The 21,501-nt window shown below is 59.0% G+C and carries 13 protein-coding genes, 1 pseudogene and 1 CRISPR repeat array; of the genes and pseudogenes, 1 reads left to right on the top strand and 13 read right to left on the bottom strand.

Going from position 1 to position 21,501, the window contains the following annotated elements; genetic code table 11:
- Positions 1–71: 71 nt before the first annotated feature.
- Positions 72–701, bottom strand: a complete 630-nt coding sequence (locus tag JIN78_RS01675) for a carbonic anhydrase (protein WP_200390192.1) — start codon at positions 699–701, stop codon at positions 72–74.
- Positions 702–812: 111 nt separating this feature from the next.
- Positions 813–2,543, bottom strand: a complete 1,731-nt coding sequence (gene polX / locus JIN78_RS01680) for a DNA polymerase/3'-5' exonuclease PolX (protein WP_200390193.1) — start codon at positions 2,541–2,543, stop codon at positions 813–815.
- A gap of 183 nt (positions 2,544–2,726) precedes the next feature.
- On the opposite strand from polX, the gene murJ reads away from it, so the two are divergent.
- On the top strand, positions 2,727–4,787 hold the full coding sequence (murJ, locus tag JIN78_RS01685) for a murein biosynthesis integral membrane protein MurJ (RefSeq protein ID WP_200390194.1): 2,061 nt from the start codon (positions 2,727–2,729) through the stop codon (positions 4,785–4,787).
- 105 nt (positions 4,788–4,892) lie between these two features.
- Here murJ and JIN78_RS01690 read toward each other — a convergent pair.
- The 11 genes and pseudogenes from JIN78_RS01690 to cas10 form a co-directional block, all read right to left on the bottom strand.
- Positions 4,893–6,183 (bottom strand): annotated as a pseudogene (locus JIN78_RS01690) (O-acetylhomoserine aminocarboxypropyltransferase/cysteine synthase family protein).
- 234 nt (positions 6,184–6,417) lie between these two features.
- Positions 6,418–8,008: direct repeats of the CRISPR family, unit length 37 nt; unit sequence GTCTTCAGTGCCTTTCGGCTGAGGGGATTGGGGGGAG.
- A gap of 186 nt (positions 8,009–8,194) precedes the next feature.
- Positions 8,195–8,470 carry a CRISPR-associated endonuclease Cas2 gene (gene cas2, locus JIN78_RS01695; RefSeq protein ID WP_200390195.1) on the bottom strand — a complete coding sequence of 92 codons (276 nt, stop codon included), beginning with the start codon at positions 8,468–8,470 and terminating at the stop codon, positions 8,195–8,197.
- Positions 8,471–8,634: 164 nt separating this feature from the next.
- Entirely contained in the window at positions 8,635–9,642 is a 1,008-nt protein-coding gene (gene cas1 / locus JIN78_RS01700) for a CRISPR-associated endonuclease Cas1 (protein WP_200390196.1), read from the bottom strand.
- 110 nt (positions 9,643–9,752) lie between these two features.
- Positions 9,753–11,042, bottom strand: a complete 1,290-nt coding sequence (gene csx2 / locus JIN78_RS01705; protein ID WP_200390197.1) for a TIGR02221 family CRISPR-associated protein — start codon at positions 11,040–11,042, stop codon at positions 9,753–9,755.
- A 17-nt stretch (positions 11,043–11,059) separates the two neighbouring features.
- Positions 11,060–13,717, bottom strand: a complete 2,658-nt coding sequence (locus JIN78_RS01710; RefSeq protein ID WP_200390198.1) for a transposase — start codon at positions 13,715–13,717, stop codon at positions 11,060–11,062.
- A gap of 6 nt (positions 13,718–13,723) precedes the next feature.
- Positions 13,724–14,572 carry an RAMP superfamily CRISPR-associated protein gene (locus JIN78_RS01715; protein ID WP_200390199.1) on the bottom strand — a complete coding sequence of 283 codons (849 nt, stop codon included), beginning with the start codon at positions 14,570–14,572 and terminating at the stop codon, positions 13,724–13,726.
- A 1-nt stretch (position 14,573) separates the two neighbouring features.
- A complete protein-coding gene (cmr6, locus tag JIN78_RS01720) occupies positions 14,574–15,950 on the bottom strand; it encodes a type III-B CRISPR module RAMP protein Cmr6 (protein WP_200390200.1) in 1,377 nt (458 codons plus the stop codon).
- A 6-nt stretch (positions 15,951–15,956) separates the two neighbouring features.
- Complete coding sequence (locus tag JIN78_RS01725) at positions 15,957–16,325, bottom strand: type III-B CRISPR module-associated protein Cmr5 (RefSeq protein WP_200390201.1); 369 nt, start codon at positions 16,323–16,325, stop codon at positions 15,957–15,959.
- 8 nt (positions 16,326–16,333) lie between these two features.
- Positions 16,334–17,185: a type III-B CRISPR module RAMP protein Cmr4 gene (gene cmr4 / locus JIN78_RS01730; protein ID WP_200390202.1), complete on the bottom strand. Its 852-nt coding sequence runs from the start codon at positions 17,183–17,185 to the stop codon at positions 16,334–16,336.
- A gap of 116 nt (positions 17,186–17,301) precedes the next feature.
- Positions 17,302–18,666 (bottom strand): type III-B CRISPR module-associated Cmr3 family protein, encoded by a 1,365-nt coding sequence (locus JIN78_RS01735; RefSeq protein ID WP_200390203.1) that lies wholly within the window; start codon positions 18,664–18,666, stop codon positions 17,302–17,304.
- Positions 18,667–18,689: 23 nt separating this feature from the next.
- A complete protein-coding gene (gene cas10, locus JIN78_RS01740; RefSeq protein ID WP_200390204.1) occupies positions 18,690–21,476 on the bottom strand; it encodes a type III-B CRISPR-associated protein Cas10/Cmr2 in 2,787 nt (928 codons plus the stop codon).
- Between the last annotated feature and the right edge of the window lie 25 nt (positions 21,477–21,501).

The raw sequence follows: 21,501 nt of genomic DNA on the forward strand, positions 1-21,501 counted from the left end.
TTTTCACGAAAAAAGCCCCGTTGGTGACAACGGGGCTTTCTCTTTGAGAAATGACGGGAGCGGGATTTTGCTCAAACGCCGTCGAAGAAGTCGACTTTGCCCGTTTCCAGGGAGTATTCCGCCCCTACCACGCGCAAGCCGTCATTCTCGATGAGGTCTTCCAGGATGGCGGAGCCGTGGCGGAGATGATTGGCGGAGGCGCGGATGTTGGCGCGGACCGCTTTGGCGATGAGGCTGCCCGGATCCTGGTCGCGGCGGAATTCCAAGAGCGGTTCCACTGCCGGACGCACGCGCTTGACGATGGAGTCGAGATTGGGAGAGCGCTGGTCGCTGGGTTGCTGCAGCTCCTCGATGGTTGCGGTGACCGCGCCGCATTGGGAATGACCGAGAACGACCACCAGGCGGGTGCCGAATTTGGCAGCCGCGAACTCCACCGAGCCGATGCCGGAGGGAGCGACGACATTGCCCGCAATGCGGATGACGAAGAGATCGCCGAGGTTTTGGTCGAAGACGAGTTCAACGGGAGCGCGGGAGTCCGAGCAACCGAGGATGATGGCGAAGGGGGTTTGTCCGCCAGTCAGACTATTGCGTTGCTCGACGGTGGTTTGAGCAACCTTCAGAGGCTCGCCGGCCGCGAAGCGGGCATTGCCTTCTTTCAACATTTTGAGAGCTTCGTCGGCAGGAATCACGTTGGTAGACATGTGGATTGTGGTGAGAAATTTTGCCGTTCGCGGGCCAGAGTGGCCAGCACATTTTCGGCCAACCCTCTGGCGGGGCGCTTGCGGGGGAGGCGAAGGAAGTGAGGAGGGCCCTCACTTTTGCAAATAAGCGCGCACTTCGGCCAGGGTGCGGGTATTGAAAACGTCTTCCTTGCGCAGCCAGCCTTTCTGCGCCACGCGCACGCCAAAGTGGAGTGCTTGCAACTGGCTGGTGCTGTGGGCATCGGGGTTGATGGAGCAGAGCACGCCCTTGTCGCGGGCCCGCTTCCAGTAGCGCCAATCCATGTCCATGCGCTTGGCCGAGCAATTGAGCTCGATGATGGTTTCGTTGGCCGCCGCCGCATCGATGATTTTGTCAAGATTGATGGGGTAGGCTTCCCGGCGCAGGAGGAGACGGCCGGTGGAGTGGCCGAGCATGGTGACGTGGGGATTCTCGATGGCGCGGATGACCCGAGCCGTCATTTCCGCCTCTGGGAGGGAGAAGGAGTTGTGCACGGAGGCCACCACGTAGTCGAGTTCGCTCAGGAGATCGTCGTCGAAATCGAGGCTGCCATCCTTGAGGATATCGACCTCCGAGCCCGCGAAGAGGTGCAGGCTGCCATCCAGTTCCTCATTGAGAGCCCGAATTTCTGCGATTTGGGTGTGGAGCCGTTCTTCGTCCAGTCCATTGGCCTGGGGCGAGGATTTACTGTGATCGCTGATGCCGAGATAGTCCATCCCCAGCTCGCGGGCGGCCTCCGCCATTTCCCGCAGGGTATTGCGGCCATCGGAAGCGGTGGTGTGATTGTGGAAGGTTCCGCGCAGATGCTCCTGCTGCAGGAGGGGAGGGAGCTCATTCTCGGCGGCGGCTTCGATTTCTCCCCGGTTTTCCCGCAGGGGGGGAGGAACGAAGGCCAGATGGAGAGCCGCGTAGAGGTCGGCCTCGGTCTCGATCGGGGGCCTTTCGTCGGCATCCTCCCGGATGGGGGAAAAGTCGTATTCGTTGAGCGACCAGCCGCGTGCCTTGGCCCGGCTGCGGAGGGCGACATTGTGCTCCTTGGAACCGGTGAAGTATTGCAGGGCAAAGGGAAACTGGGCGCTGGAAACCGCCCGCAAGTCGCACTGGAGCCCGTTCTCCAGCCGGATGGCGGCCTTGGTCTCGCCTTGCGCGATGGTCTCGATGCTACCGGGATAGCTGGCGAAATACTCGGTCAATTCCGCCGGACGATCGGTGGCGACGAGGAAGTCGAGGTCGTGCACGGTCTCCTTGCCCCGGCGGTAGGAGCCCGCGATCTCGAGCTGGTGCACGGCGGGATGCTCCCGCAGGTAGTCGCGTAGGGGCTCGGCCTCGTGGGCGGCATCGGCGAGGCGATAGCGCCCCGAAAAGCGTTCGTGGGTCGCGATCGCGGCGAGGATTTTCTCCGCCGTTTTTTTGCCAAAGCCCTTTAGCTCGGCCACCGAGCCATCGGCACATGCTCGTTTCAGCGCTCCTAGGGTGGCGATGCCGAGCTCTTCGTAGAGCACCTTGATTTTTTTGGGCCCCAGTCCTTGCAGCTCAAAGAGCTCGAAGAGGGTTTCCGGGAACTGGTGCTTGAGGTCGAGGTAGTAGTCCAGTTTGCCGGTGCGGGCCAGTTCGTGCAGCTTTTCCTGCAGGGCCTCTCCGATGCCCTTGATGCCTTTGAGGTCGTTGTCTTTGGCCTTTTGGAAAAAATCGCCTTCGTAGTCGCGAATGATATCCGCGCCATTGCGGTAGGCCCGGGTTTTGAAGGGATTTTCGCCTTTCAACTCCAGCAGGAGGGCGATTTCTTCCAAGGTGGCGGCGAGGTCTTCAGCGGTGAGGGACACGGGGGCGACGATGATCGCAAGCGAGCAGCAAGACAAGGCAGGACCTGCCAAAAGTGACGCTAGCGATTTTTTCCCCTTCCGTGGCCGGGCCGTGAGGGGAGCGGGAGACCGGGGAGAGGGCTGCCGGTGGGTGACAGCGATTGAAATTGAATTTGGCGGCCGGGGGACTCAGCTTTCTGCCAGATGTTACGGTCATTGATGACGGTCTCGGGCTTCACGCTCATAAGCCGATTGCTGGGTTTTCTCCGCGATATTCTTATCGCGCGTTTTCTGGGCACCGGGCTGGTGGCGGATGCCTTTTTCGCTGCTTTTCGTTTTCCCAATCTCTTTCGACGTATTTTCGGTGAGGGGGCCTTCAATGCCGCTTTTGTGCCCCTCTTTGGCCGCAAGGTGGCGGCCGATCATGCAGGCGGGATCCGCTTTGCCAGCAAGGCTTTTTCCATGCTCTTCGTGGTGCTGGGGATCTTCACTCTGGTGGCCATTCCCGCCATGCCCCTGCTCATGAATCTCGTCGTGCCGGGGTTCAAGGCCCGCGATGTCGACCCCTCTTTCTTTGGCAAGACCACCGAGATCGTGCTGCAGGAAAAGGGGCAGACCTTTGAAGTGGGCACCAAGGGGGCGCGGGCGATGTTTCTCAATCCCCTGGAAAAAGGCTCCTTGCGGGTCAGCGAGGTGAGCTTTGCCAGTGAGGACCGGGGATTGGGCGGTCTCTTCGGGCAAAAGAGCGCCCGGGAGGTCCGCCGCTTGGGTGCGCCCGTCAGTGAGGAAGTGGCCCTGGCCGGGCGCTACCACACGGTGCTGGGGCCCTTGACCATCGAGCTGCCGCCCGGGCTTTCCGGGGAAGAGGCCGAGGACTTTACTGAAGAGCGGGCGGAGGAGATCAAGCTCATCCGGCAGAACAACTTTGTGGTGGAGGGCTTCACGTGGGAAGAGGGAGTCTTTGTGGCCCGGAGCGGGGCTGATTCCTACCAGTTTTCGCGGCCCCGGGGGAAAGCGGGCGAGGACTTCCGCTGGTTCTCGCTCTCGCTGGCGGGGCAGGGCTCCACTGAGATTTATCGCAATGATCCGGGCACCTTCGAGACCACCGTCAAGTTGGCCCGCATCATGTTCATCTACCTCCTCTGCATGGCCCTGGCCGCGCACCTCAGCGGGGTGCTCAATACCTTCCGCATCTTTGGCATGCCCGCCGCCGCTCCGGTCATTCTCAATCTCGTTTTCCTCATCGCCCTGGGCTTCATTGGCTGGCGGGGCTGGCTGCCGGGGGAGACCCTTGCTTGGGCGGTTGCAGTGGCTGGCTTTCTTCAATTGGCCGCGCTGTGGGCCACTTGTCTGAAAAAGGGCGCGCCCATCAAGCTGGTGCGTCCGCGTCTGGACCGCGAGATGAAGAAGCTTTTCGCTCTCATGGGACCGGGGGTCGCTTCCGCCAGTGTGCAACAGATCAACCTCCTCATCGGTGGCATCATCGCCTCCTTCCAGCCTGGTGCGGTGTCGTATCTTTACTACTCGGACCGCGTCTACCAGCTGCCCCTCGGGATGATCGGAATCGCCCTCGGGGTGGTCCTCCTGCCGGAGGTCACCCGCCAGCTACAGGGCGGGCTGGAGCGCCAGGCGGGCAAGACCATCACGCGTGGAATCGAGCTTGGGATGTTGCTCACCCTGCCTGCGGCGGCAGCCATGGTGGTGGTGCCCACCGAGCTCATCGCCGGTCTCTTCCAGCGGGGGGAGTTCGTGCGCGCCGATGCGGTGCAGACCGGGCGGGCCCTGGCGGCCTTTGCCCTCGGCCTTCCGGGCTACGTGCTCATCAAGGTCCTGCAGCCCGGCTATTTTGCCAAAGGCGATACCAAGAATCCGATGAAGATGGCGCTCACCATGGTGTTGGTCAATATCGTGGTCAGCCTCCTTCTTTTCCCTTGGCTCGGTCATGTCGGGCTCGCGCTGGCCACATCCATCGCCGCGTGGGTCAATGTCTTCATGCTCTGGCGCGGCTTGCATGGCTTCGTGGTGATGTCGGAGTCCGTGGTCTTCCGCCTCGGCCGCATGGTGCTCTGCAGTCTTCTCATGGGGGTCGTCCTCTTTTTCGCCGCCAAGGGTCTGGCACCTTGGTTCGAGGAAGGCGCGAGTTGGCAGCGCATTGGCGCCATGGTCATTCTGGTCAGCACGGGGGCGACCGCCTTCGGGGCCTTTGCCCTCTTCCTGCGCGCCACCAGCATTCAGGACCTCAAGGCTGGCTTTGGCAAGGGCTAGTGGGGCGGGCGAGGGCCTGAAAAAAAACCGGCAGGGAAACGTCCTCTGCCGGTTCTTGGTGCAAGCAAGGGGTGTTTCCCGCCGGGCAGACCCCGGGCGGGGTGGTTAGGCGGTGGCCTTTTGCAAACCTTGCTCGAGGTCGGCCAGAATGTCGTCGATGTGCTCGATGCCCACGCTCAAGCGGATGAGCTCGGGGGTGATGCCGCCCGCAGCCTGCTGCTCTTCGTTCAATTGGCTGTGGGTGGTCGTGGCGGGATGGATGGCCAGCGACTTGGCATCGCCCACATTGGCAACGTGGGAGTGCAGGCTCAGGGACTCGATGAACTTCTTGCCAGCCTCGGCCCCGCCCCGGATGCCGAAGACCACCATGGGACCCCCTTTGCCACCGAGGTATTTCTCGTTCTTGGCAAATTGGGAATCGCCCGAGAGCCCCGGGAAGCGCACCCACTCCACCAACTCATGATTGGCGAGATACTTCGCCACTGCCGCCGCGTTCTCGCAATGGCGCTCCATGCGTAGCGGCAGGGTCTCGATGCCTTGCAAAAACATCCAAGCATTGTCGGGGGACAGGCAAGCCCCCAGATTGCGCATCGGCCCGGTGCGCATGCGTAGAATGAAGGCCAGGGGGGGCTAGCGGAGCCGGCAGATCGTGACCCCAGCGCAGCCCGTGGTAGGAGGCGTCGGGCTCGTCGTAGAGGGGGTGCTGCCCTCCGGCCCAGTTAAATTTGCCGGAGTCCACCACCAGGCCGCCGATACCCGTGCCATGCCCTCCCAGCCATTTCGTCAGCGAGTGCACCACGATGTCGGCTCCGTGCTCCAAGGGCCGGAGCAGAGCCGGGGTGGTGAAGGTGCTATCCACCACCAGCGGCACCCCAGCCAGGTGGGCGGCCTCCGCGATGGCCTCCAGATCGGCCACCTCCAGCGCGGGATTGGAGACCGTCTCGGTGAAAAAGGCGCGCGTCTTCTCATCCGCCGCCGCCGCGAAGCTGGCCGGATCATTGGAATCCACGAAGCGCACCTCGATGCCCAGCTTCGGCAGGATGTCCTTGAACTGAGTGTAAGTGCCCCCGTAAAGATTGCGTGCCGAGACGATATTGTCCCCGGCCTCGGCGAGATTGATGATGGTATTGAAAATGGCCGAAGTGCCCGAGGAGTGCGCCAAGCCCCCCATCTCGGGTGCCCCTTCCAACAAGCAAACCCGCTTCTCCAAGACGTCGTTGGTGGGGTTCATGAGGCGGGTGTAAATGTTTCCCAGCTCCTTGAGGGCAAACAAATTGGCCGCGTGTTCGGTGGAGTCGAAGGTGAAGGCGGAGGTCCGGTAGACCGGCACCGCGCGGGATTTGGTATCGGAATCGGGCGTATGGCCGCCGTGCAGGCAGAGGGTATCGAGTTTCATAGGTGGGCCCATTCCACCTCCCCACCCCCGTCGGCGCACGCCGAAAGTGAGAAAATCCGTTCGTGGGATTCAAGATTCAAGATTCAAGATTCAAGATTCAAGATTCAAGATTCAAGATTCAAGATTCAAGATTCAAGATTCAAGATTCAAGATTCCCCGGATTACGGTGGAGATAGGAGGAGTGGGGAGATGAGAGTCTTGCGTCTTGCATCTTGCAGTCTTGAATCTTTTTTCGTCTTCAGTGCCTTTCGGCTGAGGGGATTGGGGGGAGAGCGACCCCAGACTGAAGGCCAGCTTCTCGCTGGCCTTGTCTTCAGTGCCTTTCGGCTGAGGGGATTGGGGGGAGGAAGTGTTTGAAGACCGGGCCGCGTTTGACGCGCGGTCTTCAGTGCCTTTCGGCTGAGGGGATTGGGGGGAGGGATTACATTGTCGGCCTGTTCACCTGCGATTGGGATGTCTTCAGTGCCTTTCGGCTGAGGGGATTGGGGGGAGCTTCGGTTCAAGGATCAGTCTAAGCCGCAATTAACACGTCTTCAGTGCCTTTCGGCTGAGGGGATTGGGGGGAGGTTGAGAGGAGACGACATGTCTTACACTTACGTGAGCTGTCTTCAGTGCCTTTCGGCTGAGGGGATTGGGGGGAGCGTGAACACTGTTCACTTGATTAGCACTGTTCAGTAGTGTCTTCAGTGCCTTTCGGCTGAGGGGATTGGGGGGAGGGAAGGATGGAAAGAAACGTTATCCAGTCACTGAACGTCTTCAGTGCCTTTCGGCTGAGGGGATTGGGGGGAGACCGCCTACGGAATTGAAAAGCGTGGTCATGGGGCGCGTCTTCAGTGCCTTTCGGCTGAGGGGATTGGGGGGAGAGTCGCATGGATGAATACGATCTTGAGCAAATGAAAAAGAGTCTTCAGTGCCTTTCGGCTGAGGGGATTGGGGGGAGATGGCTAAAAAAGAGAACCCCGAGATTATCGCTTGGTCTTCAGTGCCTTTCGGCTGAGGGGATTGGGGGGAGAGGAGTCTTATCCGAAGGTTTGTATTCCGGTTTGCGGGTCTTCAGTGCCTTTCGGCTGAGGGGATTGGGGGGAGAACCGAGTGTTGGGAGAGTCTTAAATTAAGGATATGTCTTCAGTGCCTTTCGGCTGAGGGGATTGGGGGGAGGATGGAATGCGCGCAAGGGGTTTACTTGCGCGCAAGGTCTTCAGTGCCTTTCGGCTGAGGGGATTGGGGGGAGCTGCCTGGAATGCACGGGCTGCACGGGCTGCACGGGGTCTTCAGTGCCTTTCGGCTGAGGGGATTGGGGGGAGCGTGCTATTGTAGAACTAGAGAGTTCTATTCAATACGTCTTCAGTGCCTTTCGGCTGAGGGGATTGGGGGGAGATCTAAGGTGTCACTAAAACACGGCGGAAGCGCCGAGTCTTCAGTGCCTTTCGGCTGAGGGGATTGGGGGGAGTGGCGAGCTTTTCCTGATCATGTTAGTTTTTTGCGCGCTCTGTCTTCAGTGCCTTTCGGCTGAGGGGATTGGGGGGAGTGAGGCCAGCGAAGGTGAGCTAGCCTCCAATATTGGAGGTCTTCAGTGCCTTTCGGCTGAGGGGATTGGGGGGAGTCAATATAACCTTCAATAACAATACCTAGCATCACTAGGGTCTTCAGTGCCTTTCGGCTGAGGGGATTGGGGGGAGTCCCAAACAATACCTAGCATCACTAGGTATTGTTTTGTCTTCAGTGCCTTTCGGCTGAGGGGATTGGGGGGAGCAATTATGAACATGATATTCGTCAGTCGGCATGAACGTCTTCAGTGCCTTTCGGCTGAGGGGATTGGGGGGAGAGGGTAGCAGTAATCCACTCGCTGCCAATCCTCAAATGGGTGCTTTTGACGGGACCATCGTTCGCGCACCAGATTGAGGGTGGCTGGAGAGGTCGATAGGCGCTTTCTCTGGGTTCTATCACTTTATTTTGAGTGGTTTCTGTGTGTTGACGCGAGGTGGCGGTTTTGGGCTCTTTGGCCGTCGCGTCAGACGAGGTAGCAGATGACTTTCTCGGGGCTGACCATCTGGCCGGCGGTGCGGGTCTTGCGGGCCGACTTGGCATCGAGGGTGTAGGCGACGAGTTTGTCTTCTTCGCTATCAATGATTTCGTTGAGACGATACCAGAGCTGGTCGAATTCCAAGGCGTCGAGGTGGCACTCGAAGAAGGAATACTGGGTGCGCACGCCGTAGTCGAGACAGGTCTTGGCGACTTTGTTGAGCCGCTTGGCGTCGGTGATGTCGTAGCCGATGAGGATGAGCATGTCGGTATTTCCCGGCGGGGACCATTGATAGGGAACTTGGGGGAAGAGGTCGTCCCACCAGGGGGGAGTTGAGAGTTCAGAGTTCAGAGTTTTGAGTTTTAAGTTTTAAGTTTTGAGTTTTGAGTTTTGAGTTTTGAGTTTTGAGTTTTGAGTTTTGAGTGGGGTTAGTTGATGAGGAAGGGGGAGAGGTCGTGGGGTGGGGCGAGGGCGGATTTGAAGTCGGTGACGGCGTAGTCGAATTGCTGGCGCAGGGAGGTGCGGTGCTGACGCTGGGTGGAGAGGAATTCGCGTTGCACGCGCTTTTCATACTGGAGGATGAGCTTTTGGCGGCCGATGGGGTCGAGGTGGATGCCGCCGTCTTCGCTGGGTTGGAAGTGTTGCTGCTGGAGCATGCCGCGGGAGAAGAGGTCGAGGGTGAGGGCTTCGACGATGACGGGGCGGAAGGGCTCGATGAGGTCGAGAGCGAGGGAGGGGCGGCCGGAGTCGGGGCTGTGAAAGACGGGGAGGGCGGGGTCGAGCCCGTGGGCGTGGAGGAGGGCGGTGAGCTCGTTGGTGAGGACGACGGAGATGAAGGAGAGGACGGCGTTGACGGGGTTGAGTGGGGGGCGGCGGGAGCGTTTCTCGAAGGGGAAGTCGCTGGGGAGAAGGCGGGCCCAGGCGGAGAGGTAGGTGGCGGAGGCGGCGCCTTCGAGGCCGAGGAGCTCGGGGGCGTCGCCGGGGTGGAGGGCGCGCTGGTGGAGGGCGTTGAGGCGGGCGAGCTCGGTGGTGGAGTCGTGCCCCCGGTCGTTGCAGAGGCGCTGGAGGAGGCGGCGCTGGTTGCGAATCTTGGCGGCGATGAGCTGGGCGGCGAGGGGGAGGGAGCGCGCGGGGGAGAGGGTGAGCTCGTATTGGCGGAGCCGGGCGGGGGCGTGATGGCTGCCGGGGGAGAGGGTGGTGCCGAGGAAGCGGGTGGCGCTGTGGTTCAAGTGGACGACGGGGATTTCCTCATCCATGAGGGCGGCGAGGGCGGGTCCGGTGAGGGTGATGCCGGAGGTGACGATGAGGCGGTCGAGGTCGCGCAGGGGGATCTGGCGGCTGACTTTCTGGTCGTCTTCATTGACGCCGGAGACGTCGAGACGACGGGAGACAAGGCGCACGGTGGCGCGGGGCAGGGTTAACCAGGCGGAGGGCATGAGGTGGGAGGGTGGGTGCAAGCCTCTGGCTTGGCACAGTGGTGGGTGCAAGCGTCTCGCTTGGCACAGGTGGGTGGGCAAGCTTCCAGCTTGATGGGGGCAAAATGCGCTTAGGGAATGAGGGTGGGAAAAGCGGCAACAAGCTCGGATACCTTATCCCTCAGAGCGGAAGCCTTGTGGGATTTGTCGTTGTGGTTGGCGTGATTGAGATCGTTCCGAGGCCCCGTGGTTTGGCTCCAAAGGGTTTCAAAGGTGGCAAGAAGGGTCGGGGGGAGCTCTTCGCTTTTGGCTAGAAGATCTTCGTCGAGAGATTGTTTCTTTGCTTTGGGGTTTGTGCGATAATTGAGAATGGCTTCAAAAGGTTTGCGTTCCGAATAAACGAGTGGAAAAGGAGGGGCTGGGCGCAAATGGGCTGCGAAGGCGGTTACGATCCACTCCCTTGCCAAGGTCAAGGCGGACACGGGGTGTCCTTTCGCCAGAAGCCATCGGATGAGGTCGAGTTGGGCTTGGAGATCGGTTTCCTCAGGAAGGTTGCTTTCGGAATTCTTTCGGGAAGACAGCCCTGCCTCCCGGTGAGCGATTAGCTCGTCTGCAATCAATTTGATAAGGTGTCCGAAAGGGGGAAGGAATTGGTCTATCTCTGTTTCGGCGGCGTCCGACTTGGTTTTGAGTTCGCTGGCAGAGGTTGAAAGATCCTGCAATCGAAGGGTGCGGAGATTTGCGGAGGTCTCACGTAATGTTCTCGCCAAAGGGGTCAGATTGCGTGGGTTCTCGGATTTGGAAAGCGTCTTATTCGCCCAGAGGTTTCTTTGAGTATGCTCAATGAGATGGCTAATTTGAGTTGCGTCACCTGTTTCGAAAAAAGATTCGGCAGCGCTCGTCCACTGGAGAAGTGAGAGAAAGGGTGAAAGATCGAAGGTGGGCTTGAGAGGATAATCCCTAGGAACGGCATCGAAGGCTCCATAATAGAGACCGTGAACCTGAACGGCGCGGGTCATCCTGAGATAAGTAAGAGCAAGAAGAGTGACAATGGGGGTGCTACGAAAGCCGTGTGTGATATCAGCGATGATATTTTCTCCTTTGCAGAGGTTTTCGGTGAGAACTTGAAAGTAATCCCAGAGATCGGATTCCGTTCCCGTTTGCAATGGAAGCTGGAAAAATTCAACTTCGTATCCTGTGAGTTCTTTTCTCAATTCCTTTTCATGTTTGTTAGATGCGTCCTGTGTGGTGATGACAAGTATGCGAACAGGGTGAGTCCACTTTGCTAAGGCCGCTGAGAAAAATCTGCTTGTGAGGGGTTGAGGGTCGGTGTGTTGTGGCTGTGGAAGGTTCGAAAAATCACAAGGGTTGTATGTGGTTTCGGTATAGTTTCCGATGCCGAGAAAGGTGATAAGAGTCATTGCGGTGGAATTAAGGATTATTGGTGAGATAGATGAATCTGCCCCAACAGCCTTTCCCGCTCTTCTTGCGGCAGGAAGCTGTGCTCGATGGCGTGGCGTAGGAGGTGCAGAACGTCGAGACGGGTGAGGCCGGGGCAGAGGCGAGGCAGGAGTAGAAGGTTGTCGCTGAGGCTGGCGGCACTGATGCCGATGTTGTCGGTATTGACGGTGACGGGAACCCCGGCTCGCAGGTAGCGGAGGAGGGGGTAGCGTTTCTCTTCCGGGGCCAGGTCGACGGCTTTGTCGAGGGGATAGCCTTTGATTTGTAGATTGGCGTAGGGACACATCTCGATGGCGATGCGACGTTGGGCCACCGAGCGGAGGAGGGCGGGGCTCTCGTGGAGGGAGAGTCCGTGGCCGAGACGCATGGCGGAGAGGTCGAAGATGGCGGACCAGATGGCTTCGGCATCGTCGTTCTCGCCCGCATGCACGGTGAGGGAGAGTCCGGCCCGGTGGACGGGGAGGAAGTCGTCGCGGAAGTAGTGGGAGCGGGTGCTGGGATCCTCGAATCCGGCAAGGTCAACCCCGACGACCCGGCAGCTGCGGCTCTCACCAAAGTGCTCGGCAGCGGTGACCGCGAGCATGAGGTGCTTGATGATTTGGGTGCGGTAGTCGCCCCCCGGTTGGCGCGTGCCGATGATGATGAGGTTGATGGTGGGAGCAAGCCTCTGGCTTGGCTCAGAGGTGGCGGCAAGCGTCTCGCTTGGCAGGGAATGACCCGCGTCCGGGACGGCCGGGGTCACCTCTGGACAAGCTGGGAAGCTTGTTCCCACCTCAGGGCAAGCAGGGGTGCTTGCCCCCACGACCAGTCCAAGACCTTGTCCCACCAGGTAGCCTTGCTCTAGACCGGCCTTTTCCGGATTCTCCGCGATGTAGTGCCGATAGTGCTCCAGCTGGCGTTCGCTCCGCACCAGATGGTCATAGGATTCGTGTTGCCAGAGCTGGCCCGCGCGATTTTCGCGCTCATTGATGGCCTTGGCGGTGAAGGATTTCCAGGAGTGAAGAATGTCGGCCAGCTTGTGCGAGCCGAGAGGCTTGACTAAGGCGTGGACGTGATTGGGCATCACCACGAAGCGGTCGAGGATGTAGCGCTCGCCGTCGAAGTGCTGGAGGGCTTGTGCCACGAGGGCTGCGTTTTCGGGATTCCGGAGAAGGCAAGAGCCATGGGAGCGATCGAGCCAGTTCTCGAGCTGGCGGGGAAATCGGCGCTGATAGTTGCGCCAGATTTCTTCGCTCCAGGGCTTGGGATGCTTGGCAAGGAAGAGCTCTCGTTCGGCCAGCCAACTTTTCACCCGGTCCTTGGGAAGGGAATCCGCGAGCCGGAAGGTGACAAAGGCGGTGGCCCCTTCCTGATGACGGTGGGGAAGGTCGCGCCAGGTTTGGGAATAGTCTTTGTCTTCGTTGTAGGGGATGAAGGTGGCAGCCTCTCCCGCGCCCGGGACGGGCGGGGACACGGGACTGCAAGCTGGGAAGCTCGCAGCCACGGGACTGCAAGCTGGGAAGCTCGCAGCCACCTCCTCAAAGCCCGTGAGGATCTCCTCCAGCACCTTCCAGGGCGAGCGCCCCGGGGAGGCGTAATTCCCGGGCGAACAACGGACCTCCGCATGCTGAATGTTCTCGGCTGCAAAGTGGTGATAAAGCAGCTCGATCTGCTTGCGCAGGCAGCCCGGGTCGCGGAGCAGGGCCGAGCCATTGAGGTCGCCGAGATGGCGGTAGGGCTCCAGCCCGATGGGCTCGGCCGGGCATGGCCAGTCTGCCGGGGGAGAAGTCTTGCGATCCGCTTCACTGTCCGGCTCGGGCAGAGGAGGGAGCCTCTCCGGATGCCTTGCCGCCGCCCGCACCTCCGCCAGCAGCGCGCCGTGGGTGGCAAAGCCTCCCAGATGACAGTGCAACTCCACTTTCGGCAGCCCCCGCACCCAATCGGCATCCGCGTTCGGGTCGAGCGGCTGGTTGAGCCAATCCCGCGCCGCCGGAGACCAACGGGCGATTTGGGGAAAGGGCAACGCTGCCAGCTCCCTTTCCGATTGCGCGAGCCGATTGGCCTCCTGCAGCCGGTTCTGCACCTGTTCGCGGAGAGTAATGTTTTCAATACGAAGCGTCTCCCCCTGCGGGGCCGGAGCCTCGTCGAGCAAAGTCTGGATAGTCGGCCAACCGGGTCGGGGACCGAGGTCGATCAAATTGATCAGTCCCTCCGCGATGCCTTGGCGAAATTCTGCATCGGTATCAAAGCGATGACCGAAAGGGCTGGTGATATGAAACAACTTGCCGCAGCCCAGCAGATCGGCGGTCTGGTGCACGGCACTGGAAATGGTCTTGAACCCTCCCGCGAGGCAGAGATGGATCTTCTCCAAACTCTCCTCCTGTCGCAAGACCGCCGCATAGCAGCGCAGAAGAGCTTCCTCGAACCGGGCGTGGTCGCCATGATTGCGGATATCGGGCAGATCGGCGATGACCCGAAGCGAAAGCGCCACCTGCGGCGCGTGCCCGGCAAACCACTCCCGAACCTGCCTCACGCTATCAGGGACCCCCGAGGTGGCCAGCACCGTGACGCGGGCATACTGCTCCGGACCATTCCCCAGCAAAAAAGCCTCCGGCACGACCCCAAAGCTGGAGCCCAATGTAGCGAGAAGGTGCATGCGAGGTTAGGCGGTGAGTTGGGGGAGAGCGGATTGAAGAAGGCGGCCTAGTTCGGCTTTTCCTTCGAAGGTCTTCATCATTTTTATCGCAGCTTCTAGGTTTGCAGGATTGTCTTGGGAGTCGCTTGGAATCCAAAGCGCCAGGAGACGATAGGCTTGGTCGAGGTCCACGACTTTCAGTTTGAGTGAAGAAGGCTTTCGAGGAGAAGCCGAACCGAAAACAGCGCCGGGAACGGTGGAGGGATTTTTCCAATCCTTTGGAGCATGTTTTGGAAAGCGTCCTGCTAGATCCCGGGCTTCAATATCATTCTCAAATACGCGGTCGAGAATGGCGAAGGAGACTCTGCTCCCTTTCGTTAGGTCGCCGACGATGATCTCGAAATCTTTCTGGGTCGTCGGGCATTTCTCCCAAAGAACCGATCCGGCTGCCCGATTGGAGCGCTGCCCGATGGAGCCGAGAAGAAGCCAAGCCTCGGTCGCTTGCTTGAGTTGTTCTTTGAAAGATCCCGAAAGGCCCTCCCGGCGTGGTATCAGCGAAAGTCGAAAGAATGTCCCCGGAGTGATGGCGAACTTGGGTTTGCGGCTTTTATGTGGCAAAAACGGAGACTCTGAAATGTCGGGTGGTTCGATTGGCTCTACTCTAACGATGACGAGAGACGCTTTGTTACCTCCTTTGACTTTTCCAAAGATATGGTCGGCATCCGCTTTCGAGTAACCCAGCGCTTCGTGCCACCAGCGAATCATTCCTTTGACTGAAGGAGCGCGGAGTTCGGGCTGATTGAAATCCTGGGTTTGGTAGGCTCCGTGGACGAAGGTGTCGCTGAGGAGGGTGAACTGATAGGTGAGAGTTTCCATCTTAGCTGAGTTCAATGTTGTGGGATTGGGCCAGGTCACGAAGATTTTCCCAGAGTTGGGCTTTCTTTTTGGACCACTGCTTTCGGCGTTCTTTTTTGGCTTTGCTGAGCAGGACATCGAAGAAGGCCAGTTGTTCGTCTCTTTCGCTTTCCGAAAGAGAATTGGCGAGACTGGCAAAATCTTGATCGTTCAGAGCGGAAATGTTCTCGCGGAATCGGTCCCGAGCCGGGAGATTCGCCAAGCGCTCTTCTTCGGCCTTCGCGGCGGCTTGCGCTTCCGCCTCCTCTCGGGCGCGGGCTTCGGCGGCTGCCTGTTCCGCAGCGATGCGGGCTTGCTCGGCGGCGAGAGCTTCGGCTTGTCTGGCTTCTGCCTGGGGATCGAGTTTGAACCAGCCATAGCCAGCCCCGGTCTTGGCTCCGATGCCGTTGTTGGCGAGAGCGGATTGGAGCCATTTTTTGGCCATTTCAAGCAAGGTGCTGCGAGTGAGATCTTGCAACCCTTTGCCAGCAGGGGACCGATTGGCGATGATGGCGAAGGCAAACTCCGAACCCGCTTCGACGGCAGGAAAGAAGATTGGTCGGAGGTTGTTATTGAAGTGGGGGGTGAGAACTTCGGCCACGATGGCCAGTCTTTTGGTGCTGGATGGCTGAGCTGGCAGAAAGGAACAGAGGCCTTTGAAGGTGTCGCTGGGGAAGCCGCGGTGAGCCTCTTCGAGCAGAGCCTGCTTTCCGTGGACCGCCCAAAGGAAATCGCCGTTCCTAGCGGTGTCGTTGGGACTGAAGCCAAAGATGGCGAGAGCCTGACGAAGAAGGAGGGTCTGCTTGGCAGGTTCGTCTTGTGAGTTCCGAATTTCCCACAGAGCTTCGTGGCGGGTGATTCCCTTGATCGCGCTTCCTGGAATAATGGGGAGGCCAGTGATACGGTCCAGGGAAAGGCCGGAGTTCTCCATCACCCCTCCCGCCATGTTGATAAGGAGGCGGCCTCCCAGCTGGGCAGGGAAGGTGACGCAGCGACCCCCGTAGGTCCGGGCGAGGTCCGCTTGCAGACGGAGAGTGGAGCGGATTCGTGACTCTGCCAAGTTGGTGTTCTCCAGGCGAATTCCCGCCAAAGCGCCGGCGACCTTGGCCTTGTAAGCTTCTTTGTCGGCATTCTTTCCACCACGCTGCGCTTTGCGAGAGGCGGCTTCGCGCTCTTGGCCGAGCACTTTGTGTCCGTCAAATGAGGCTCGGAGAACGTTGAATCGCTGGGCATCTTCAAAGCGAGCTTCGTGACCCCAGGTCTTGGCGAGAACCATTTTCTCGAAGAGGAGAGAGCGGTTTTCGACCCTGTCGGCGAAGGCTCCAATGGATTCGCGGGTGTCTTTTGCTAAAGGAATCATGGCATCTTAGGTGGTGACGAAACGACGGGCGTAGGCGAGCCACTCCATGGCCTCAGCGGTCGCCAGCTTGAGGGTTTGGCTGTCGGATTCTGTGAGTTTGACGATTAGATCTGGGGCTCCCTTGCTGGAGATGATGGCTATATCGGAAGATCCGAGATGTTTAGCGATGGCATCAAAGATAGCGGCATAGCCGGGGCGTTGAAGTTTGTCGTTTTTGACTTCAACCGAAAAAGCAATGGCAGCGAGAAGTCCATTAGATGCAATCATGGGTGGAATCTTCTTGATGGCCTCACCACCGTCTTTTCCTCTTTTTTCCGCAGGGCTATTTGCAAAGGCGAGGGCGTTTGCGGCGCGAATTTGAGCGAGATTTTTCATGATAGTTCTTATTTGAGGGTGATGGAGCAAAAGCCTCGACCGGTGGTGGAGTTTCCCCCGAATTGCATGATGGGGTTGTTCTCTACGATGGCTGCAAGGCCCGCTTCGCTATCGGTATCCTTGTATCGTCCGATGATTTGTACTGGAGCGGCGAAGAGGGTTTCTGCCGGGATGCATTCCATGTTGAAGAGCGCCCCCTTTGCAACTGCTCCAGTCTCGGGATTAATCTTAGTTTGGGTGGAGATTTCGGTAGTGGTGGTGACGAAGTGGGCAAAGTCGCCATCACTGAGCAGGACGAGCCGATCCTTGGCTTCTTGCCAGACCGGGTCTTCGCTGAGGGAAAGAAGGGCGGTTTGCCATTCGGCGGGGAAGTCCTCTTTCTTTTCGAAGGCATATTCTTCCAAGACCACTCGTTTGGCCGGATTGTCGATACTGACTGTTTTGCCGGCGAGACAGGTTTGGTCGTTTGGTTGGGGCAAGTCGGAGAGGTCGGGAAGGTTGGCTTCGCGGGCAAAGCGCTGCAGGACGAAGGGGCAGGTCACGTAAGCAAAAGCCCCTTTAGCAGAGCGCACCGGAAAGGCGATGGGCCGGGCTTCGCCGAAGGCAAGGTCGCCAGCTTGAGCTTTGTTGGTGTCGTCAATCTCGTCATTGTCGGGGCCAAAGAGGTCGCGAATGAGAGATTGCGTGTCTTGGGAATGGGAAGCGCAGTCGCGGAAGACTCCTTTGATTGAGCTACCGGGAATGATGGGATGATTCGTATGGCGCTCCCGGCGGATGGGGAGGTCCACCGCTCCGACAGATGAACCCACTCCAACATGGAGGGGAGTGCGGGTGAAGATGTAGAGTAGTTTTGTTTTCATGATGTTTCTGAGGTTGGATTGGAGAGGGTGGGTGCAAGCCTCTGGCTTGGCACAAGGGGGCGGCAAGCGTCTCGCTTGGCGTTGGGGGACTCGGCCAGGATGGCCGAGGTCACGACTCAGCAAGCAGGATGCTCGCTGCTACCGTGGTATCGAAAGTTCGAGCACACGCCGAGGCCGAAGCCTTTTTCGCCGAACAAGGAGGAGCGGCGGTTGACGATGGTGGGGGCCAGCCTCTGGCTGGCGGGCGCTCCATGCCAGTTGAGCTCGTCAGCCAGCTTGCGTGCCTCTTTGTCGCTCTCGCACTCGAAGTAATAGACCGCTCCCGCCGGGACGGCGAGATGGGTGGATTTGGCCCCAAACCCGCGACCGCCTTCACCCTCCGCCTTTCCCAGCGACCATCCCGTCACCGGAATGGCAGGGGGAAGGAGGGCCGCGATCAGCTGGCCGTCGATGGCAGGGGCTCCGTTCACGGCATCGCGCCAAGCTTTGCGCGACTGCCCCTTCTCCCGCGCTGGCCGGGTCTTTAGGCGAATCTTCAGCATCTCCGGTTCAATCCAAGTCGGCAACCAGCCACCGGGATGATTGTTTTCGCCTGTGAGCAGGGGAAAAATGGCCGGGGTCAGCAGAGTCCAGCGCACCAGGTTTCCTGTGATCGCGCTTCCGGTCGGCAAAGGCAAGACCTCGGGAGTGGTGCGGTAAACGGTGCAGGTGCGTTGTTGTCCTCCCGCGAGAATATGGTTGGCGTGGCCTGAGTTTTGGAAGGTCTTCTCAATCAGATCGATGCGTCCCTCCTTGTCCTGAGCTTCTTTTTCGCCCTTATCCAAACAAGAGGTCAAGAGCCCCAAGGACCAGCCCTGCTGGAGGCGCAGGTAGGAGGCGGAGTAAAAGCTCTTTCCGTCCTGGGCCCCGGTGCTGGTCTCAATGCCGATTCCGATATTGTGTTCGGCCGAGAAAATCGTCTCATCGTGGCAATAGTGTTCCGCAGGCAAGGATTCCGTTTGCTTCAAGTAGGCCTGATAAGCGGCTGCGCTCAGCCATTTCTCGGCCTTGTTCTTTGAGGGTGGATGAAGGCTCACCACGGGCTTGAGCCCCTTGGTGAGACTGCTGGCGGCCCCTTCGGGAAGAGAGGCCAAAGGCCTGTGCGTGCTTTTGCTGGAGCCGATTTGGTCGGCATCGGCTGGACGAGGAAAAAACCACTCGCCATCCGGGCTCACCGGGAAGGGTCCCACGGATTGCAGGGAGCCGAAGAGGCGGGTGCGTTTGCTCTCATTGTCGCGATCGCGATCCGACGATCGTCCCACGGTGTGTTTGTGAGCTTTCTTCTCCAGCCCCGAGCGATGGAGGGCGGCGTGTAGGGCGGAATCCAGCACATGAGGGAGCGGCCAAGCGGCACCATGACCGGCGGACGAGCCTTCCATGGGGCGACCATCTTTGAAAAAGAGGACGTCAGTGGGGCGGAGATTGAGTTGATGAATGGACATAAGGGGTTCGGGCTTTCGGCAGGTTAATGGGTGTTTAGGGCATAGGTTGTTTCTTCGTCGGCGCGGCGCTCATTGCGCACCGACCAAGCGGCGGTTCGAAGCAGGTTGATGAAGAGTGATAATTTCTTGTTGAAATCTTGTTTCTCAGCAGGGTTGTTCGGCCCCGTGAGGGTGCCCAGTTCTTCCCAATATCTTGTGAAGTCCTCTTTTTTCGTGGCTTCCGGGTGTCCTCCGTCATTGTGAGTGAGAACGTGCTCAACCTCTCGCAGTAAGAGTTTGCCAAAGAGTGGGTCGAATGACTCGTCTTCTCGGAGGCTCTTGGAGTGGTTCAGATAAGGAACTAACAAGGCCTCCACCTTGTGTGGGAACCGGCCTTTGAGGCTCTCGCTCAACAAGTCCGTGATGAGGCTTTGCAGCAAAAGGTAGCCCGCCGAATCGGCAGTCTTCTTCGAGTCCGTGGACCACTTGCAGCCCCATTCCAGAATCTCGCCCGAGCGCTTCATCACGGTGATGGCCAGAGCCGCGCGGTTCAGTTGTTTCTTAGCCCGCTTTTCTGCCGACTGCGCGGCCCGAACCACATCTTGCAGCGGCGACTTTTGGTGGGCGATGGCGATGCCGACAGAGACGTCAGTGGCGGGTCCAGGCAGAAGCACGGAGAATTCGACTGGGTCGGAAAGGAGACCTTTACTCTCACCAAACGTCGCTCCCGAATCTTCGTGCAAGCGCAGGTAGCCCTCCTCGTCGCAGTTGAAGAGACGGCTTTTGCGGTCCGAGCGGCGCTTCTTTCCTTCTCCGATTAATTTGCCTCGAACTTTGTTGAGATGATCTTTTTCGCCCCGGAAGGCGGCGCGCAGGGCCCGTGCGCAAGCGACGGCATCTTTGGCGGGCAGCATGGCGAGAACATCATCGCCTCCGGCATAAAGAAGACGGCCGTCGAAGGCTTCCACGATGCGTTGCGCACAGTGGAAAGAAAAGTTGCCCAGCGCTTCCGAGAACTGTTGGTGCCAAGCCGGAGTGATGGCGCGGCGGGCTTCCAGAAAATCGGGAGCTTTTTCTTCGTAGTATTTGAGCGCTTCTGGAGAGAGGCAGTGGCGCATTTTCGGCGATTTGGATCCGGAGATCCACTTGCCCATCTCGTCGCCGTCGAGGGCGAGGATGGCAAAATATTTTTCCCCCTCGCTCTCCTCGTATTCGTCGCTATCGGCGAAAGGGTCACCCTTCGCAATGGCGTGGGTGTTCGGCATGGGGTGCATCTCTTTGAGGGTGCTTGCCGAGATGCCAATCTCGTCCGGCAAGTAGCAATGCCACCACAGTCGCTTGATGAGGGTGGAAGCTCCCAGGAGTTCGTTGGCCTTGAAGGTGCCTTTGCTCATGCCGAGGATGAGACCCAATTTTTCGGCATCCTCGTTCCCGGAGGGAATGATCAACACCGCCTCCTCCTTACCGTTGAGGGAGTCCTTGTTGAACGTTGTTCCCGATTTCCATTCTCCCGTAGACCAAGCCTCGAAGGGACGCTGGGCTTTGGTGCCGTCGTGCAGCCATTGCAAGAGAGCGTTGAGAAGGCCCCATGCGGAAGTGGGAGAGGGATCGTATTGCGGTTTACAGTCTTCCTGCTGTATCATGTCCCGAATGGCGGCGATGGGAGCTCGGGGTTGATACCCCTTATCTTGTTTTTCGTCGGGAGGAAGGAGTTCATCAGCCTGCTTCCACACCTCCTCAAAGCCTTCCGGGATGGCCAGGGTTTGCCAATGAAGGTCAAGGATGCGGGAGGTTTGTTCGTCGAAGCGGTCTCTCTCAAATTGGAGACCTAGTTTCCCAACTTCTCGCGCAACTGTGCCGGCGATATCGCTGAGTGTCTTCTGGATGGTCTTCCCGAGTTTGGCAGCGAATTCCTCGCAGGTTTCTCCGTTAGGAAGGGTGGCCGGAAGCACGGCCAGAAAACGATTGGGTAATGATGGAGTGAGGAGCTTGGACAAGTTGTATTCTTGATATCCCAAGCCCTTCCAGACTGTGTTCTCAGAAAAAGTGACTTTCTCAAATATCTCTCTCAGTTGCAGATCAAGAAGAGGTTGGTCGAGGAGGTTGGGGAAAATGACGTGATCGGGACCCAACTCGCGGGCGATCTCACCCAAGGCCGTGCTGATGAGGTAGGAAAGAAGGTAAGAACCCGACCACAAGTCCCTCGTGGACCGCGCGGAGGCGATGAAGGGTTGCACGGGACCGAGGGAAAAAAGGAGGAGGCGGGGATTCTGACTGGCGTCGATAAAGGTCTTGGTCCTGCCTTGGGCATCGGTGGAGCAGGGAATCTGGCAGGATTGCAGTGCGGAGGTGACACCCAGATGATGCCAGATGCTGTGGTCGGGAATGCGGGTGTCGGCGGGAAGAAAGGGGAAGCGGGCATCCGCGCTCGAAGCCCAGTTTCGCCAGAAGCGCCAGGCGCAGAGGTAGTCCGCCCTTGGGTCGTTGCCATCCAGGAGGAAGGGCCGGGTCTTTTGGCTGGTTTCGAGGGCTTCCATCGCCGAGCCGAACTTGGGGGCGGTGACCGTTGCCTCTCCCAAAGCATGAGGGAGTCTTTCCAATTCATCGAGAGACTGGCGCAAGCGTTTGGGATGGGGGAAGGGGAGGCGGTCTGCGGCGGAGGCGGCCCAGTCGGCGGACTTGTCAAAGCTCTCCTCGTCGGAAAACTGGTCCAAAGCCTTGAGCCAAGCGGCCCGGAACTCGTGACTGGCAATATCTGTTGTCTTGTCGGGGGTGTCGTGAAGATAAGCGTTCAGCTTGCGGCGCCAAAGGTGATCGGAGGAACTGTTCATTATTCGTTATCAGAAATGGCAGGAG

It is taken from the genome of Roseibacillus ishigakijimensis, from assembly GCF_016595415.1.
GTDB lineage: Bacteria > Verrucomicrobiota > Verrucomicrobiia > Verrucomicrobiales > Akkermansiaceae > Roseibacillus > Roseibacillus ishigakijimensis.

Coding starts and splice junctions, on each gene's coding strand:
- csx2 (WP_200390197.1), bottom strand. CDS start 11,042: ATGACTCTTATCACCTTTCTCGGCATCGGAAACTATACCGAAACCACA.
- cmr6 (WP_200390200.1), bottom strand. CDS start 15,950: ATGATTCCTTTAGCAAAAGACACCCGCGAATCCATTGGAGCCTTCGCC.
- JIN78_RS01735 (WP_200390203.1), bottom strand. CDS start 18,666: ATGTCCATTCATCAACTCAATCTCCGCCCCACTGACGTCCTCTTTTTC.
- JIN78_RS01715 (WP_200390199.1), bottom strand. CDS start 14,572: ATGGAAACTCTCACCTATCAGTTCACCCTCCTCAGCGACACCTTCGTC.
- JIN78_RS01675 (WP_200390192.1), bottom strand. CDS start 701: ATGTCTACCAACGTGATTCCTGCCGACGAAGCTCTCAAAATGTTGAAA.
- JIN78_RS01710 (WP_200390198.1), bottom strand. CDS start 13,717: ATGCACCTTCTCGCTACATTGGGCTCCAGCTTTGGGGTCGTGCCGGAG.
- cmr4 (WP_200390202.1), bottom strand. CDS start 17,185: ATGAAAACAAAACTACTCTACATCTTCACCCGCACTCCCCTCCATGTT.
- cas1 (WP_200390196.1), bottom strand. CDS start 9,642: ATGCCCTCCGCCTGGTTAACCCTGCCCCGCGCCACCGTGCGCCTTGTC.
- JIN78_RS01725 (WP_200390201.1), bottom strand. CDS start 16,325: ATGAAAAATCTCGCTCAAATTCGCGCCGCAAACGCCCTCGCCTTTGCA.
- cas2 (WP_200390195.1), bottom strand. CDS start 8,470: ATGCTCATCCTCATCGGCTACGACATCACCGACGCCAAGCGGCTCAAC.
- cas10 (WP_200390204.1), bottom strand. CDS start 21,476: ATGAACAGTTCCTCCGATCACCTTTGGCGCCGCAAGCTGAACGCTTAT.
- murJ (WP_200390194.1), top strand. CDS start 2,727: ATGTTACGGTCATTGATGACGGTCTCGGGCTTCACGCTCATAAGCCGA.